Origin of the sequence: Rosenbergiella sp. YN46 (assembly GCF_036620675.1) — a bacterium.
GTDB lineage: Bacteria > Pseudomonadota > Gammaproteobacteria > Enterobacterales > Enterobacteriaceae > Jejubacter.
In genome coordinates this window covers 15,950-32,878 of the sequence record NZ_JAZHEE010000043.1, presented here as the reverse complement: position 1 = coordinate 32,878, position 16,929 = coordinate 15,950, and the positions used below count along the sequence as shown (strand labels likewise).

Sequence of the window (16,929 nt, the reverse complement as noted above, 5' to 3'; positions counted from 1 at the left end):
GAGCGGCGACTGAGCCCCCCTGGCCCGTTCACCCGCGGTGGATTAACAGAGAAGCAATCACGCAAAGTGAACGGAACAGCCCACCGCATCGTCATATTCTGCCGGTTTTGTTCTGAAAGCGGGCACCGAAGCCGTCTGTTCCCCTCACCCCGGCCCTCTCCCGAAACGGGAGAGGGAGTTGCCCGGCAATGAACGGAACAGCCCACCGAATCATCATATTCTGCCATTTTTGTTCTGAAACCGGGCGCCGGAGCCGCCTGTCACCCTCACCCCGGCCCTCTCCCTGGACGCTGTCTCTTATTTCCGCTTTCGAACACTCCACGCTAAACCATAAAAAAAGGGGCTGGTGGCAGCCCCTTTTACAATTCACCTCGCGGTATTAATGTCCCGAAGAGACTTTCACGCCACCTTCCGGAACCGGAACATAAGGCGTTTCTTTGTCGGTGCGCTCCGGATTGTTACGCACCTGCAACCAGGTCTTCACGCCATAGAACAGGATGCTGTACACCACCACCAGGAACAGAATACTCAGGGTGGCGTTGGTGTAGTTGTTCACCACAATGTGGTTCATATTGGTTATCTGCTCTGCGGTCAGGCTGGAACCCTGCTGTGCGATCTGTTCCTTATACAGCCGCGCCATATAGAAGAAGCCTTCCATCTGCGGGTTGTTGCTGAACAACTTAAGACCCAGCGCCCAGGTGGTGCAGATAAGCAGCCAGATAGCCGGCAGCATGGTGACCCAGATATAGCGAGTGCGTTTCATCTTAATCAGGATCACGGTGCCCAGAATCAGCGCCACGGCGGCCAGCATCTGGTTCGAGATACCAAATAGCGGCCACAGGCTCTTCACGCCGCCCAGCGGATCCACCACGCCCTGATACAGCAGATAGCCCCACAGTCCTACGCAACCGGCGGTGCCGACGATACCGGCGGGTAGAGAGTTGGTTTTCTTCAGGAACGGAATAAAGTTACCCAGCAGATCCTGGAGCATAAAGCGGCCAGAACGGGTACCGGCGTCCAGAGCGGTCAGGATGAACAGCGCTTCGAACAGAATACCGAAGTGATACCAGAACCCCATATCGGCAGCCGGGATTATCTTATGGAACACGTGGGCGATACCGACCGCCAGGGTCGGCGCGCCGCCTGCGCGGTTCAGCACTGAAGGTTCACCGATATCCTTCGCAGTTTGCAGGATCTGCTCCGGCGAAATCACAAAGCCCCAGGAGCTGACGGTAGCTGCCGCATGAACCGTGGCCTCTTTCAGTTGAGCCATGATCATCGGCGCCTGATCGGTGCCCAGCTCATGCAGGTTCGGCATGGTAATGCCAAGACCGGCTGGCGGGGTGTTCATGGCGAAGTAAAGGCCAGGTTCGATAATCGATGCCGCCACCAGCGCCATAATGGCGACGAAGGATTCCATCAACATGGCGCCGTAGCCAATAAAACGCGCGTCGGTTTCACAGGCCAGCAGCTTGGGCGTGGTGCCTGAAGCGATAAGCGCGTGGAAGCCGGAAACCGCGCCGCAGGCGATGGTGATAAACAGGAATGGGAACAGCGCCCCTTTCCATAGCGGGCCGGTACCGTCGATATACTGAGTCACCGCCGGCATTTTCAGATCCGGATTCAGGATCACAATACCCAGCGCCAGACCGACGATAACCCCGATCTTCAGGAAGGTGGCCAGATAGTCGCGCGGCGCCAGAATCAGCCAGACCGGCAGCAGAGCGGAGACAAAAGCGTAACCGATCAGCGCGTAAGTGATGGTGGTGTCTTTAAAGGTCAGCGCCGGGCCCCAGTAAGGATCGTGGGCGATAACGCCGCCAAACCAGATAGAGGCCACCAGCAGCACGATACCGATAATGGAAACTTCACCCACCCGGCCCGGGCGAAGAAAGCGCATATAGATGCCCATGAACAGCGCAATCGGCACCGTGGAGCAGACGGTAAATACGCCCCACGGGCTTTCGGCCAGCGCCTTCACCACGATAAGCGCCAGCACCGCCAGGATGATAATCATGATAAGGAAGCAGCCGAACAGTGCGATAGTGCCCGGAATCCGGCCCATCTCTTCCTTGATCATCTCACCCAGCGAGGCACCGTTACGGCGTGAGGAGATAAACAGCACCATAAAGTCCTGTACCGCCCCCGCCAGCACTACGCCAGCCAGCAGCCAGAGGGTGCCCGGCAGATAGCCCATCTGGGCGGCCAGCACCGGGCCTACCAGCGGCCCGGCACCGGCGATAGCGGCAAAATGGTGACCGAACAGCACATAGCGGTTGGTTGGCACGTAGTTCAGGCCATCGTTATTGATGACCGCGGGGGTTGAGCGCGTCGGGTCGAGCTTCATGACTTTCTGCGCGATATAGAGGCTGTAATATCGATAGGCGACCAGATAGACCGATACCGAGGCGGCGACTATCCAGAGCGCGCTGACGTGTTCGCCGCGCCGTAGCGCGACTACCGCCAGACAGCACGCACCGAGTATCCCCAGTGCGACCCAGGGGATATGCCTGATGAGCTTGTTATTATTCATAGAAGACCTGCTTGTCACTATTTTGCTGTTTATTGATTGACTAAGAGAAGGCCGCACTGACTCCTGTCGCGGCCGGGGATTAAAAAGGTTGTTTCCAGCGTTGGCCGTATAGTGGCAAATTTGTACAGCGCTCAGGGGAAAAGTTGATTAAGCGGTCGTATGGCGCGTTGAGCGGTTGCTGCGTCGCCCGAACGGTTATCCGGCGCCGCTAACAGATTGAAATATGTGATTAATGTCTCATAAATCAGTTGGGGAAGTCCGGGTAACGGTGCTGGGTGTTTAGCGCGGGGAATGTCATAATCGGGGCTACGATCGCAATCGTTATGGAGAACGACAATGGCAAAACTTATACAGATTCACTTCCATTTCAACGGCCCGTTTGGCGCGCAGATGGCCGCACAGCTTAAAGCGTTGGCCGAATCCATTAACCAGGAGCCGGGGTTTATCTGGAAGGTCTGGACCGAAGATGCCCAGCGTCAGCTGGCGGGAGGCGTTTACCTGTTTGCAGACGATAACAGCGCCCGGGCCTATATGGAAAAGCACACCGCCAGGCTACAGGCTATGGGCGTTAACGAGGTGGTCTGCGAACTGTTTGACGTTAATGAGCCGCTGACGGCGATAAACCATGGTGCGACGCAGCGCCAGGCATAACCCCTTCCATTAACGGGGGGTTTGTGACAGGATACTTTTATGAAAACGATCAATATCACATTTTCGTACCGCAGCGCTTATTGGTGGCAGCCCTGAACCGGGCGGCCCGCTGCGATGTGAGCATTGATTCAGACAGCCGCCGGAAGGCGGCTGTTGTTTTTGGTGACTAAGACGCTTTCCGGCACATTTTGTTGCTAAAGGAGCTTCTTATGACCAGCACCGTTCTTCCCACGATTCTTACCGGCGATCGCCCCACTGGCCCGCTGCATCTGGGCCACTATGTTGGCTCTCTGCGTCAGCGTGTGGCGCTACAGCGTCAGTCCCGCCAGTTTATTCTTATCGCCGATATGCAGGGGCTGACCGATAACGGCAGTAACCCGCACAAGGTGGCGGGTAATATTCTGGAGGTGATGGCTGATTATCTGGCTGTCGGTATCGATCCCGCCCATACCACCTTCTGCCTGCAGTCGTCGCTTCCGGCGCTGGCCGAACTGACCATGCTGTATATGAATATCGTGACTGTCGCCCGGGTGGAGCGTAACCCTACGGTAAAAAGCGAAATCGCCCAGAAGGGATTTTCCCGCGCGCTGCCGGTTGGCTTTATGGCTTATCCTATCAGCCAGGCGGCGGATATTACTGCCTTTAAGGCGGATCTGGTACCGGTGGGGGAGGATCAGTTGCCGATGATCGAGCAGACTAACGAGATCGTCCACAAAATGAATTGCCTGCTGCCTGAACCGGTGCTGCGCCGCTGCCAGGCGCAGCTCTCAAACGTTAGTCGACTGCCTGGCGTGGATGGAAATGCCAAGATGTCGAAATCCCTGGGCAATGCGCTGGCGCTTTCCGCCAGCGAGCAAGAGATTACCCGGGCGGTAAAAGCCATGTATACCGATCCCCGACATCTGAAAATTAGCGATCCCGGGCGTGTTGAGGGTAATGTGGTGTTCACATATCTGGACGCTTTTCATCCCGAGAGCAGTAAAGTCGATGCAATGAAACAACACTATCAGCGCGGCGGGCTGGGGGATCGTCAGTGTAAGGAAGAGCTGGAAGCGTGCCTGCAGGCGCTGATGGCGCCTATTCGCGAGCGCCGCATCGAGCTGATTCGCGATCGGGATACGCTAATGGATATTCTTATCCAGGGTAGCCATCAGGCCCGCGCGCTGACCCAGGATACGCTGGAAGAGGTCAAATGCGGGCTGGGGTTACCTTCCTTTACGGCGTCGGACTGTCGTTTACCTCTATCGGCTTAATATCCTTCAGAACAAAGAGATAGATAAGCGCTCCGGCCAGGCAGGCAGCGCCTGAAACCGCCAGCGCCGGAATAAAGGAGCCGTTATTGCTGGCGATAAGATAGCCGGTCACTACCGGGCCAAGAATGCCGCCGCAGTTGGCGATGGCGTTCTGCATTCCCGCCAGCAGCGAAGTCATATTGCGCGGCGCGATATCGCCCGGCAGGCACCACAGCGCCGATGCGGCAAAGGCCAGGCCGGCGTAGGAAAGGCACAGCAGCGCCAGCATGCCCTGGGTGGATTCAATCACTCCCGCCAGGGCGATGCTGGTGGCAAGGAGCATTCCGCCCACCAGGTTGATCTTACGGGCGATATTCAGGTTGCCGGTGCGGGCGTACAGATAGTCGGTAAACCAGCCGCCGATATACTGGCCGATAATACCGCTTAGCGGCGGTAACATGGCGGCGAAGCCCATCTCTGTCAGGCTCATGCCGCGCTCGTTCATCAGGTAGGTGGGGAACCAGGTAATAAAGAAGAAGATGGCGTAGTTCAGCATAAAGAAACCGGCGCACATGGCGATGACGTTGCGGTACTTAAACAGCTGATACCATTTCATGGGAATGCGGTTATCGAGTCCCTCTTTTTTGGCCTGGCCGCTGCGGATCCAGTCGAGTTCATCCTGGCTTACGGTCGGGTGGCTTTCCGGATCGCGATAGACTCGCAGCCACCATAGCGCCCACAGCAGCCCCAGCCCGCCGCACAAATAAAAGGCGGCATGCCAGCCCCAGCTGGCAATGGCCCATACCACCAGCGGCATGGCGAAAGCGGTGCCAAACTTGGAGCCGCTGTCGAACAGCGCCACCACTTTGCCGCGTTCGCGATCCGGGAACCATTTGGCAGTCACGCCATTGTTGCACGGGTAAGCCCCTGCTTCGCCGATCCCCATAAAGATCCGGGCGGAAACAAAGGCCAGCGGCGTACGGGCCAGGCCGGTCGCCATAGTGGCCAGCGACCACCAGACCACAGATACCGCCAGAGTCCGGCGCTGGCCGAAGCGGTCAGCCAGATACCCCGCCGGTATCTGACACAGGGCATAGCTCAGGAAGAAGGCCGACATAATCCAGCCCATCTTCTCGGCATTCAGCGCCAGCTCTTTTTCAATTACCGGCGCTGCCGCCGACATTACGGTGCGATCCAGATAGTTAATAATGGTGGCGAACAGCATCAGGACAGCGATGTGAAACCTGACGTTGGTCTTGCGGATGGCCTGCATAATCACGAGCCCTGTTAGTATGGTAGTTATGTTGCATGAATGTAAACCAATGCGACATAACGGAAAGCGCAGACGTGAAAAAGTGCGATCGCTGTTGCAAATTTATCAGCTAAGACAAAGGCTTGTGATTTATGAGGTTTAACGGCACGGGGAGCCGCGCCGGGAATGAAGGGGGGAAATCAGAACATAGTGTTGGCGTTTTGCGCTTTATCCGGCACCGGTTGGATAACATCCCAGTGCTCGACAATTTTGTTGTCGCGCACCCGGAAAATATCCACCACCGCTTCACCGCGATCGCCGTCGCGCTCCGTAGCGTGAACATGCAGCCAGACCGTATCACCATCGACGGCACTGCGCATGATACGCGCCCGGGAGCCGGGATGCTGACGGAAATAGGCGCGGAATCCTTCCACGAAGGGTTTCTTTCCGTCCGCCACCTGGGGGTTATGCTGTCGGTAATCTTCCGCCACCACCCGGGCAGCTTTATCCACCTCATGGCGGTTAAAAAAGTCGTTATAGAAATTAATCACCAGCTGGCGATTTTTTTCCTGCCGGGCGGGGGAGTTATCCTGCGCCAGGGCGCTTGCACAAAAGCCTGTCGTTAGTACCATCGCCGCGATCGCTATACGCTTTATTGCTATTTTCATACCCGATTTCTCATTGTGATGGCGCGGGGAAGCCCCGGCCATAAATAACCCAATAGCCGATAATAATATGCTGATGAATAAACCGGTCTGCGTGTCAGACCCGGCTCATTATTAGCAAAAGGCCGGGAGCGCTACAAGTAGTTACCTTGGGGTAATAGTTTCAGAACTGATAGCTGTAGTTGACGCTGGCGAACCACAGATAAGGGTGGTTGTATTCACCTTTAAATACGGCGGGCGACTGTACTTTCGACGACTGCATATGCAGATATTCCACGGCAAAGCCAATATTGCTGGATGGCGTAATCTGATACTGGGCGCCGGTGGCGAAACGCCATTCATCGCCGGTCGGCAGTGACAGTGACACATCGCTCTGGGAATCATAGACCGTGCTGTCATAGGCGATGCCAGCGTTAATTCGCCACTTCTCATTTGGGCGATATTGAACCCCCAGCGCGGTGTGCCAGGAGTCTTTCAGACGATTATCATGGGTAAGGTCGCGGTTGCCCGCCGTTATTTTCGGGCTGCCGAACTGGCTCCAGTCCTGCCAGCCCAGATCGCCCATGACAGACCACTGGCGATTAATATCATGCACCAGACTTACCATAATCTGCTGGGGCGCCCGTACCTGGGCGGAGAGCGGGAGATCGTATTGCCGGTTGGGCAGGTGTGGGAAGCGCGCTTTGCCGTCGATATCAAAGTCGTAATCGGTTTTGCTGGTCCAGGTTATCCCCAATCGGGTCTGGTTGGTTAAATCCATCAGTATGCCGAGTTTGTAGTTCATGGCCCAGTCGGTGTCATGCTGGCTTTTATCGCTGCCGTCGACGTCGCGCTTCAGGCTCAGGTAGCCGTAGTTAATGCCGGGGCCGAAGCCGACGGAAACTTTATCGCTTAGCTTCCAGGCAATGGACGGGCTCAGGGTCATGCCCACCATGGTGCTCTTATTAATCAGTCGTTCGCCCGCCCAGTTGCCGAAATCAATGCCGAGTCCGAAGTTGCCGTAGATGCCTATACCGGCGTAGAGGTTGTCGCTCAGACGCTGGCTGTAGAACAGGCTGGCATTGGGAAACGGCTTCATCACGTTGCCCGGGCTACGGCCATTGCCGTCCATGTCGTAAGAGATATCGCCGCCCATCACCTGCATGCCGGTGGTTATCATATGGTCCGGCAGGCGGGTCATTCCCGCAGGGTTAGTGGCGATGGTCGAGGCATCCTGGGCACGGGCGGCCTGTCCGGCACCGGCAAGCGCAGTATCTTCGGTACCGATTTCATAAAAGTAAAGACCGCTGGCCTGGGTCAGGATCGGGAACAGCAGTCCGTAGCAAAAGATGGCGAGTTTTTTCATAACGTACCGGCGTGGTTGACAAAGGGGATTGCGCTTAATTTTTGCGCGCCGGAATAGTAACAAAGGAGAGAAGGAAAAATGGTGAATGTCAGATTTAGTACTATTTAATACCAGAGGCCGCTATCGGCCTCTGGTAAAATTCAGCTTAATTCCAGGTGCGTTCGACCCGGGCTGCATCGAACTGCGGCGGCGGCTGACGAAAGCGCCGGGTCAGCCAGGTCAGGTACAGTAGCCCCAGCGCGGCCCAGATCAGCCCTAAAGTCAGAGAGGTGGCTTCCAGGTTGACCCACAGCACGGCGACGGTGACGGCGCCGACCAGCGGCAGTATCAGATAGTGAAACTTCTCTTTACGGGTTTTATTACGTCCCTCCCGGCGGTAGAAGAAGTTAAACACCGACAGATTGACGAAGGTGAAGGCCACCAGCGCCCCGAAGTTAATCAGCGCCGTGGCCGTGACCAGATCGAAGAACTGTGCCGACAGCGCCACGATACCTACCATAATCACGTTCAACGCCGGGGTACGCCACTTCGGGTGTACATAGCCGAAGACCCGCTCAGGAAAGACCCGGTCGCGCCCCATCACATACAGCAGCCGCGAAACGCTGGCGTGGGAAGCCAGCCCCGATGCCAGAGTATTGATAAAGGTGGTACACAGGAAGATCGACTGAAACAGCTTGCCGCCGACGTACAGGGCAATCTCTGGCAGCGCCGCGTCCGGATCCTTAAAGCGCGCGTTGTCCGGAAAGAATAGCTGCATGGCAAACGAAGCGATAATAAAGATAAGCCCGCCATAGAGTGCGGTCAGAAAGATGGCTTTAGGGATCTTTTTGGCGGCATCCGGCGTCTCTTCCGAAAGCGTCGTCACCGCATCAAAGCCCAGAAACGAAAAGCAGACGATGGTCGCCCCCGTGATAATCGGCAGCAGCTGGGCGTTTTCGCTAATAAACGGCTGTAATGACCAGACGGTGCCCACCCCTTCGCCACGCTGTAGTCCGTGCACCACCAGGAAGATAAAGACGGCGATAATCGCCACCTGTACCAGCACGAACAGGGTATTAAAGTTGGCGACCAGGTTAATGCTCTTCAGATTGGCGGCGGTCAGAATAATCACAAAGCCCACCACCCAGATCCAGGATTCAACTTCCGGGAACAGCGCAGTCAGATAGATCTTCGCCAGCAGCACGTTGATCATCGGCAGAAACAGATAGTCAAGCAGTGACGACCAGCCCACCATAAAGCCGACGTGGGGGCCAATGGACTTCTGGGCGTAGGTATAGGCCGAACCCGCCTGAGGGAACTGGCGCACCAGCTTGCCGTAGCTGATAGCGGTAAAAAGCACGCCAGCCAGCGCCAGCAGGTAAGAGGCCGGAACATGGCCGTGGCTTACCCCGGAAACGATACCAAAGGTATCGAACACCGTCATCGGCGTCAGATAGGCCAGGCCCATCATGACTACCTGCCAGAGCTTCAGGGATTTGCGCAGCTGTGGTCTGGACACGGCTGCGGTATCCAGCGAGGTATTAGTGGACATGACGCTCACCCCCTTTGCCGGTAACGATTTGCTGTGGTGTGATCCTCATTGCAAACCGTCTTAGCAAAGGGGGAAATCGCGCCACCGGGAACCAGGGAAAAGCGCAGTTGTTCAGACCTTTGGTTGGCCCGGATTCACACCGGGCCGGGCGCAGGCCGGCACCCGGCGGGTAGGCTGAGAACGGCATCATTATATTTCCTCGTCAAAATCTGAAATGTTAGGAAGTTCCGCTGCCGCCTGCGCTCCCTGGACGGCAATCGGAAAATGATCTCTGCGTGCGTTGGCTTTTATGGCCTTGCCCGGGGATCATTATGACGGCCTGGCTCCACTCAGGCCGCATGATGCTATTGATTATTTGCCCCTGACGGGAGCGTTTTTTACGCCCTCAGGCGTTTTTTAGCATCCAGTCGATTTCGGTGTCGGTGATCAGGCGTTCGAACTGGGCGAGTTCGTCATTTTTACAGGCCAGCCAGACGCGGCTGAAGCGCTCGCCAAGTCGTTCGCGCAGCGCCTGATGGTCTGCGAATGCCGACAGCGCATCGCTCTGGCGAATAGGGAAGGGCAGCCCTTCCTGCTCCAGCCCATTACCTTCCACCCGGGCCGGCAGCGGCAGTGTGTTATCCAGACCGTGCAATATACCGGCCAGGATCGCGGCCATCACCAGGTAAGGGTTAGCGTCGGCGCCCGCTACCCGGTACTCGACCCGATGATTATTGCGATCGCCGCAGGGAATACGCAGCGCCACGGTGCGGTTGTTATGGCCCCAGGAGGCCTGAGTGGGCACATACATGCCGGGCTGGAAGCGGCGGTAAGAGTTGACGTTTGGCGCCAGCAGCGCCATCGAGGCTGGCATCAGGTCGATCATGCCAGCCAGCGCGCGCTTCATCAGCGCCGAATCTTCGCCGTTGTCATCCGCCAGCACGTTGCGCTGCCGGCTGTCGAGTATGCTGATATGGATATGCATACCGCTTCCGGCGTGCTCTTCGTAGGGTTTTGCCATAAAGGTGGCGTGCATATCGTGTTTTTCCGCCACCACGCGCACCAGACGCTTAAGGGCCAGGGCGTCGTCGCAGGCGTCCAGCACGTTATCGGTATGGTTTAGGTTGATTTCGAACTGGCCCGGGGAGGCTTCGGCCACGGCGCCATCGGCGGGAATTAACTGAAGCTGGGCCCGTTCGTCAATATCATTCAGCACCTGAGCAAAGTGATTCAGATTATCCACTGAGTAGACCTGGCTCTGGGTATTACGATCCTGAGTGCCAGGGGCGCAGGGCGGTTGCAGATAGCCGTCGGCGTCGCGCTGCTTATCGAGTAAATAGAACTCCATCTCTACCGCTACCACGGGGAACAGGCCGCGGCTGCGTAGCTGCTGCCAGAGCCGGTTAACAACGTTTCGTGGTTCAACGTCAAAGGGAGTGCCATCTTCATCCAGCATGGTCAGCAGCAGCTGGGCGATGGTTTGTGGTTCGGCGGCGGAAGGTGTCAGGGTGCCTGGCACCGGAATACAGGTGCGATCTGGCTCCCCCAGTTCCTGGCCCAGCCCGGCTTCTTCGACCACGTTGCCCAGAATATCCATGGCGAATACCGATGCCGGAAAATAGCAGCCTTTCTCCAGCTTGCGCAGGCCGGACACCGGAATACGCTTGCCGCGAAAGCAGCCGTTAAGATCGGTGAGCAGCACATCCACATACTGAGTTTCCGGGTAGCGTTCCAGATAGCGTTTTACTTCGAGGCCGAACGCGCTACTTCGCCTCTCTTCAGAATGCTGAATAAAGTTCTCAACTTCCAGGATATTGGTTTCCATGATTCACCATCGTTGTCTTGGTTGCGAACGGGTCGGACGGCTGTTAAATATAATGTCCGTTGTGTTGAATTTGTATCCGACCTGAATGTTTGTCAAATGTTAATTTAAGTTTGAAAAACAGTTATCGCACTGCTAGATTGAGAAAATATTGAACGGAAAGTGGCAAAATGGAAGTTTTTTGGAAATAATTTAGTCCAGCATGTGAGGCCGATCATGGGCAATATATTTGACATACCGACTATTGGTGTTGTGATGTGCAGGAACAGGATTAAGGGACACGCGTCCCAGACCCTGCAAGAAAAGTACCTGGATGCCGTGATATTTGCCGGCGGTTTGCCGATCGCGTTGCCGCATGCGCTGGCGGAACCTCAGCTTCTGGCAGCATTGCTGCCCAAACTCGACGGCATCTTCCTGACCGGAAGCCCCAGCAATGTGCAGCCGCACCTTTATGGTGAAAACGGCGATGAGCCTGACGCCGATCCCGGGCGTGATCTTCTGAGCCTGGCGTTAATCGACGCCGCGCTCGAAAGGCGCATCCCCCTTTTCGCCATCTGCCGGGGGATGCAGGAACTGGTTGTCGCCACCGGAGGGACTCTGTATCGTCGGCTGTTTGAAGAACCGGCGTTTCTTGAGCACCGTGAGGATCCGGAACTTCCGGTGGATCAGCAGTATGCGCCCTCCCATGAAGTGCAGGTGCAGTCGGGCGGGGTGCTTTCGCGTTTGATACCGGGTTGCAGTACCTTTTGGGTGAACTCATTACACGGGCAGGGGGCGAAAACGCTCGGCCCGCGGTTGCGCATCGAAGCGCGCGCGCAGGATGGACTGGTAGAAGCGGTCAGCGTTCACGATCATCCCTATGCGCTGGGTGTGCAGTGGCATCCGGAATGGAACAGTCGCGAATATGAACTTTCGCGTCTGCTGCTGGCAGGCTTTATCAGCGCCTGCCAGAACTATCACGCTGAAAAACAGCAGATTTGACCATAATGTTAAAGGAAATACGCATATGAGCGATCAGGCTCTGGCTCCGGGGAAGCGTCTGGCGGAAATTCGTCAACAGCTGGGTCTTTCACAGCGCCGGGTGGCGGAACTGTCGGGGTTAACCCATAGCGCCATCAGCACCATCGAACAGGACAAGGTCAGTCCTGCCATCAGCACCCTGCAAAAGCTGCTCAGGGTTTATGGATTGTCGCTGTCGGAGTTCTTTGCCGAGTCGGATAAGCCTGACCAGCCCAGGGTGGTGATTGAACAGCAGGATCTGATCGAGATCGGCAGCCAGGGAGTGTCGATGAAGCTGGTTCACAACGGGAATCCCGACAGGCAGCTCGCCATGATGTTTGAAACCTATCAGCCGGGCACCACGACAGGGGAGAGGATCAAGCATCAGGGAGAGGAGATAGGTACGGTACTGGAAGGCGAAGTGGTACTGACCATCAGCGGTCAGAGCTATCATCTGACCGCCGGGCAGAGCTATGCCATCAATACCGGTATTCCCCACAGCTTCAGTAATACATCGGCGGGTATCTGCCGCATTATCAGCGCGCATACCCCCACAACATTCTGATTTCTATAGCCTGAATAATTTGAGCTGCATCGCGGCGGCAACTGAGAGGATCCCCGGGAGCATAGTCGTACTATGTGACAGGGGTGAACGAAGGCAGCCAACAAAGAGGCTGCTTGAAGTATGACGGATATTTAGTGGCCTGATTTATTCAGGCCTTCGGCTGGCTTTTACGGGAAATATTTCCCGGGGTCGCCTGCGGCCGCCTTTTGCCGCAAACAGAGCGATAACCTGTTATATCCAATTGAAAATTAAGGGGTAACTATGGACTTCCATTCACAGGAGTACTGGCAGGAAAAGGCGCGTCATTACGTGCCGGAAGGGCGTCTGTTTATTAACGGTGAATATTGCGCGGCCCGGGACGGAACCACCTTTGCCTGTATTAATCCCGCTACCGGCCAGACCCTGGTCGAGGTGGCGCGCGGCAAAAAGGAGGATGTTGACCGGGCGGTGGCCGCAGCGCGGGCGGTCTTCGAACGCGGCGACTGGTCCCGGGCGGCGCCTGCGCAGCGTAAGGCGGTGCTCAACCGGCTGGCGGATTTAATGACGCTGCACGCTGAAGAGCTGGCGCTGCTGGAAACCCTGGACACCGGTAAACCGATTCGCCACAGCCTGCGCGACGATATTCCCGGCGCCGTGCGCGCCATTCGCTGGTATGCCGAAGCTATCGACAAAGTCTATGGCGAAGTGGCGAATACCGCGGAGGATGCCCTGGCGCTGATCGTGCGCGAACCGGTAGGCGTGGTGGCCGCGGTGGTGCCGTGGAACTTCCCGCTGATGCTGGCCTGCTGGAAGCTGGGGCCGGCGCTGGCAGCAGGTAACAGCGTGGTGCTGAAGCCGTCGGAAAAGTCGCCGCTCAGCGCGCTACGTCTGGCGGCGCTGGCCCGGGAAGCGGGGCTGCCGGACGGCGTGCTCAGCGTGATTAGCGGCTACGGCCATGAGGCGGGACAGGCGCTATCGCAGCATATGGATGTCGATGTGATGGCCTTTACCGGCTCCGGACGCACCGGGCGTCAGCTACTGCGCGACGCCGGAGACAGCAATATGAAACGCGTCTGGCTGGAAGCGGGCGGCAAGAGCGCCAATATCGTTTTCGCCGACTGCCCGGATCTGGAAAAAGCCGCTGCCGCTACGGCCGCAGGCATCTTCTATAACCAGGGCCAGGTGTGTATCGCCGGCACCCGCCTGCTGGTGGAAGAGAGCATTGCCGATCGTTTTCTGGAGCTGCTGAAGCAGCAGGCGCAACGCTGGCTGCCTGGGGATCCTCTCGATCCCGCATGCGCCATGGGTACGCTGATTGACAGCGCTCACGCCGACAGCGTGCACGGTTTTATTCGCGACGGCGAAAACAGCGGCGCGCAACTGCTGCTGGACGGGCGTCACTGTAAACAGGCCGCGAGCCTGGGGCCGACCATCTTCGCGGTCAGCGATCCGGCGATCCGCCTGTCCAGGGAAGAGATTTTCGGCCCGGTGCTGGTGGTGACGCGCTTTGACGGCGAAGCGCAGGCGCTGGACCTTGCCAATGACAGTGACTACGGCCTGGGAGCGGCGGTCTGGACCCGGGATCTCTCCCGGGCGCATCGCCTGAGCCGTCGTCTCAAGTCCGGGGCGGTATTTGTGAATAACTACAACGACGGTGATATGACGGTGCCATTCGGCGGTGTGAAGCAGAGCGGCAACGGACGCGATAAGTCACTGCACGCGCTGGATAAATTCAGCGAACTGAAAACCATCTGGATTGCTCTGGAGTGTTAATCATGACTGAACATACCGCAAGCTATTACGCCGCCAGCGCTAACGAATATGCGCCCTTTCCCGCCCTGACCGAGTCCGTTCATTGCGATGTCTGCGTGGTGGGCGGCGGCTTTACCGGGCTCTCATCGGCGCTGCATCTTGCCGAGCAGGGCTATGATGTGGTGGTGCTGGAATCGGCGCGGGTTGGTTTCGGCGCCAGCGGGCGCAACGGTGGCCAGCTGGTGAACTCCTACAGCCGCGATATCGATGTGATTGAAAGCAGCTATGGCGCCGACGCTGCCAGAATGCTGGGCGGTATGATGTTCGAGGGCGGCGAGATTATCCGCGAGCGGATAAGCCGCTATCGGATCGACTGCGACTACCGCGCCGGCGGGCTGTTTGTGGCCCTGAATCACCGGCAGATGGCGACGCTTGAAGAGCAGAAGGCCAACTGGGAGCGCTACGGTAATAGCCAACTGGAGCTGCTGGATGAAGAGGCTATCGGCCACGAAGTGGCGAGCGAGCGCTACGTCGGCGCGCTGCTCGACCGAAGCGGCGGCCATATTCATCCGCTCAATCTGGCGATCGGCGAAGCGCAGGCCATCAAACTTAACGGGGGACGGATTTTCGAACAGTCGCCGGTGGTGAAGATCGAACATGGAACGTCGGCAGTCGTGAAAACGGCCAGCGGGCAGGTCACGGCGCGCTATGTGCTGATTGCCGGTAACGCCTATCTGGGCGATAAGCTGGAGCCTAAACTCGCGAAACGCAGCATGCCGTGCGGCACGCAGATTGTCGCCACCGCGCCGCTGCCCGCCGATGTCGCGAAAAAGCTTATTCCCGCCAATTACTGCGTCGAGGACTGCAACTATCTGCTGGATTATTACCGTCTGACGGCGGACAACCGACTACTGTATGGCGGCGGCGTGGTCTACGGCGCCCGGGATCCGGACAACGTTGAGCGTCTGATAGTGCCGAAGATGCTGAAGACCTTCCCGCAGTTGAAAGGGGTGAAGATAGACTACCGCTGGACTGGCAATTTCCTGCTCACCATGTCGCGGATGCCGCAGTTTGGTCGCCTGGAGAACAATATCTACTATATGCAGGGCTACAGCGGGCATGGCGTAACCTGTACCCACCTGGCGGGCCGGCTTATCGCCGAAGCGCTGCGCGGCGATGCCGAACGCTTCGACGCCTTTGCGCGTCTGCCGCACTATCCGTTCCCGGGGGGCCGTAATCTGCGCATTCCCTTTACTGCCATGGGGGCTGCCTACTACAGCCTGCGGGACAGGCTGGGTGTCTGAGTCGGGGCCAGGGATGGCCCGCATGGTGAATATTCTGCATGATGATTGATCTCAGCGTCCCGTGCGCGCAGCATAGGCTGTTGAAAAATAACAACCACAGCCGGTACCCAACCAACAGGAGCTCACCATGAACAGTGGACATCGCTACCACGCGCAGGCGTTGCACGACTTTATCCAGGCTATTTTCCGCCAGATGGGCAGCCATGAGCAGGAAGCGCAGCAGGTTGCCGATCATCTGATCGCCGCAAACCTTGCCGGGCACGATTCTCACGGTGTCGGGATGATCCCCAGCTATATCCGTTCACATTCGCTGGGGCAACTGCAAATTAACCAGCATGCCAGCGTGGTGAAAGACGCGGGCGCGATAGTGACGCTGGACGGCAACCGCGCCTTTGGTCAGGTGGCGGCCCGCGAGGCGATGGCGCTTGGTATCGAAAAAGCGCGTGAGTTCGGTATTGCGGCCGTCGCCCTGCATAATTCTCACCATATCGGGCGTATTGGTTACTGGGCTGAACAGTGTGCCGCGGCGGGCTTTGTCTCGGTTCATTTTGTTAACGTGGTAGGCAATCCGATGGTTGCCCCCTTTAACGGTCGCGATAGCCGGTTTGGCACTAACCCATTCTGCGTTGTTTTCCCACGTAAAAACGACTTCCCGCTACTGCTGGATTACGCCACCAGCGCTATCGCGTTCGGTAAAACGCGCGTGGCCTGGCACAAAGGGGTTGCGGTGCCGGAAGGATGCCTGATCGACGCCGCCGGGGTACCGACCACCGATCCCGCCGTGATGCAGGTTTCGCCTTTAGGTTCGCTGTTGACCTTCGCACAGCATAAAGGCTATGCCCTGGCGGCGATGTGCGAAATTATGGGCGGCGCGCTTTCCGGCGGGAAGACCACCCACCAGGAGACATTGCAGGATAGCGCGGACGCCATTTTCAACTGCATGACGACAATTATCATTAACCCGGAACTGTTTGGCGCGCCGGACTGCGAACGGCAGACCGAGGCTTTTGCTGAGTGGGTTAAAGCCTCGCCGCATGCCGATGATGCGCCGATTCTGCTACCCGGCGAGTGGGAAGTGAATACCCGTCGGGATCGCCTGGAGCAGGGCATTCCGCTGGATGCCGGTAGCTGGCAGGCGATTTGCGAGGCGGCGAAACAGACAGGCATGAGCGAAGAGAAGCTACAGACCTTCTGCCAGCGGCTGGGGTGCTGAATTAACCGTTAGCGGATAGCGGCTGTACCGGCATCGGGTGATGAGTGGCCGCTTCCAATAGCGGCCAGGCGAATGATGTCACGGCGGCAGCAGAAAAAAGTATATAC

Annotated in this window: 13 protein-coding genes; 7 read left to right on the top strand and 6 right to left on the bottom strand. The window is 57.4% G+C overall.

Annotated features, from left to right (window positions below; genetic code table 11):
- Positions 1-379: 379 nt before the first annotated feature.
- Complete coding sequence (locus V3W49_RS20280; RefSeq protein WP_500147796.1) at positions 380-2,533, bottom strand: carbon starvation CstA family protein; 2,154 nt, start codon at positions 2,531-2,533, stop codon at positions 380-382.
- A gap of 336 nt (positions 2,534-2,869) precedes the next feature.
- Between V3W49_RS20280 and V3W49_RS20275 the strand changes: the two genes are divergently transcribed.
- The gene (locus V3W49_RS20275) at positions 2,870-3,184 is read left to right on the top strand and encodes a monooxygenase (protein ID WP_500147795.1); all 315 of its coding nucleotides are present in this window, start codon (positions 2,870-2,872) and stop codon (positions 3,182-3,184) included.
- Positions 3,185-3,393: 209 nt separating this feature from the next.
- Entirely contained in the window at positions 3,394-4,437 is a 1,044-nt protein-coding gene (gene trpS / locus V3W49_RS20270) for a tryptophan--tRNA ligase (RefSeq protein WP_500147794.1), read from the top strand.
- Here the strand turns inward: trpS and V3W49_RS20265 are convergent.
- From V3W49_RS20265 to V3W49_RS20245, 5 genes are all read right to left on the bottom strand, one after another.
- Positions 4,400-5,689, bottom strand: a complete 1,290-nt coding sequence (locus tag V3W49_RS20265; protein WP_500147793.1) for an MFS transporter — start codon at positions 5,687-5,689, stop codon at positions 4,400-4,402. The genes trpS and V3W49_RS20265 overlap by 38 nt on opposite strands.
- Before the next feature lie 179 nt (positions 5,690-5,868).
- On the bottom strand, positions 5,869-6,336 hold the full coding sequence (locus V3W49_RS20260) for a nuclear transport factor 2 family protein (protein ID WP_500147792.1): 468 nt from the start codon (positions 6,334-6,336) through the stop codon (positions 5,869-5,871).
- Between the two features lie 160 nt (positions 6,337-6,496).
- Entirely contained in the window at positions 6,497-7,678 is a 1,182-nt protein-coding gene (locus V3W49_RS20255) for an OmpP1/FadL family transporter (RefSeq protein WP_500147791.1), read from the bottom strand.
- A gap of 145 nt (positions 7,679-7,823) precedes the next feature.
- Entirely contained in the window at positions 7,824-9,209 is a 1,386-nt protein-coding gene (locus V3W49_RS20250; RefSeq protein ID WP_500147790.1) for an APC family permease, read from the bottom strand.
- Positions 9,210-9,594: 385 nt separating this feature from the next.
- Complete coding sequence (locus V3W49_RS20245; protein ID WP_500147789.1) at positions 9,595-11,013, bottom strand: glutamine synthetase family protein; 1,419 nt, start codon at positions 11,011-11,013, stop codon at positions 9,595-9,597.
- Positions 11,014-11,226: 213 nt separating this feature from the next.
- Here V3W49_RS20245 and puuD point away from each other — a divergent pair, with 213 nt between their 5' ends.
- The 5 genes from puuD to V3W49_RS20220 all read left to right on the top strand — a co-directional run bounded on the left by puuD (position 11,227) and on the right by V3W49_RS20220 (position 16,822).
- Positions 11,227-11,991 carry a gamma-glutamyl-gamma-aminobutyrate hydrolase gene (gene puuD / locus V3W49_RS20240; protein WP_500147799.1) on the top strand — a complete coding sequence of 255 codons (765 nt, stop codon included), beginning with the start codon at positions 11,227-11,229 and terminating at the stop codon, positions 11,989-11,991.
- A 25-nt stretch (positions 11,992-12,016) separates the two neighbouring features.
- On the top strand, positions 12,017-12,574 hold the full coding sequence (gene puuR, locus V3W49_RS20235; RefSeq protein ID WP_500147788.1) for an HTH-type transcriptional regulator PuuR: 558 nt from the start codon (positions 12,017-12,019) through the stop codon (positions 12,572-12,574).
- Positions 12,575-12,835: 261 nt separating this feature from the next.
- On the top strand, positions 12,836-14,326 hold the full coding sequence (gene puuC / locus V3W49_RS20230; RefSeq protein ID WP_500147787.1) for an aldehyde dehydrogenase PuuC: 1,491 nt from the start codon (positions 12,836-12,838) through the stop codon (positions 14,324-14,326).
- Positions 14,327-14,328: 2 nt separating this feature from the next.
- Positions 14,329-15,609, top strand: coding sequence for an NAD(P)/FAD-dependent oxidoreductase (locus tag V3W49_RS20225; protein WP_500147786.1), 1,281 nt, complete (start codon positions 14,329-14,331; stop codon positions 15,607-15,609).
- Positions 15,610-15,736: 127 nt separating this feature from the next.
- Positions 15,737-16,822, top strand: coding sequence for a malate/lactate/ureidoglycolate dehydrogenase (locus V3W49_RS20220; protein WP_500147785.1), 1,086 nt, complete (start codon positions 15,737-15,739; stop codon positions 16,820-16,822).
- The last annotated feature ends 107 nt before the right edge of the window (positions 16,823-16,929 follow it).

Excerpts from the sequence above, each read along its gene's own strand:
- V3W49_RS20280 (WP_500147796.1), bottom strand. The coding sequence starts at position 2,533 with ATGAATAATAACAAGCTCATCAGGCATATCCCCTGGGTCGCACTGGGG.
- V3W49_RS20275 (WP_500147795.1), top strand. The coding sequence starts at position 2,870 with ATGGCAAAACTTATACAGATTCACTTCCATTTCAACGGCCCGTTTGGC.
- trpS (WP_500147794.1), top strand. The coding sequence starts at position 3,394 with ATGACCAGCACCGTTCTTCCCACGATTCTTACCGGCGATCGCCCCACT.
- V3W49_RS20265 (WP_500147793.1), bottom strand. The coding sequence starts at position 5,689 with ATGCAGGCCATCCGCAAGACCAACGTCAGGTTTCACATCGCTGTCCTG.
- V3W49_RS20260 (WP_500147792.1), bottom strand. The coding sequence starts at position 6,336 with ATGAAAATAGCAATAAAGCGTATAGCGATCGCGGCGATGGTACTAACG.
- V3W49_RS20255 (WP_500147791.1), bottom strand. The coding sequence starts at position 7,678 with ATGAAAAAACTCGCCATCTTTTGCTACGGACTGCTGTTCCCGATCCTG.
- V3W49_RS20250 (WP_500147790.1), bottom strand. The coding sequence starts at position 9,209 with ATGTCCACTAATACCTCGCTGGATACCGCAGCCGTGTCCAGACCACAG.
- V3W49_RS20245 (WP_500147789.1), bottom strand. The coding sequence starts at position 11,013 with ATGGAAACCAATATCCTGGAAGTTGAGAACTTTATTCAGCATTCTGAA.
- puuD (WP_500147799.1), top strand. The coding sequence starts at position 11,227 with ATGGGCAATATATTTGACATACCGACTATTGGTGTTGTGATGTGCAGG.
- puuR (WP_500147788.1), top strand. The coding sequence starts at position 12,017 with ATGAGCGATCAGGCTCTGGCTCCGGGGAAGCGTCTGGCGGAAATTCGT.
- puuC (WP_500147787.1), top strand. The coding sequence starts at position 12,836 with ATGGACTTCCATTCACAGGAGTACTGGCAGGAAAAGGCGCGTCATTAC.
- V3W49_RS20225 (WP_500147786.1), top strand. The coding sequence starts at position 14,329 with ATGACTGAACATACCGCAAGCTATTACGCCGCCAGCGCTAACGAATAT.
- V3W49_RS20220 (WP_500147785.1), top strand. The coding sequence starts at position 15,737 with ATGAACAGTGGACATCGCTACCACGCGCAGGCGTTGCACGACTTTATC.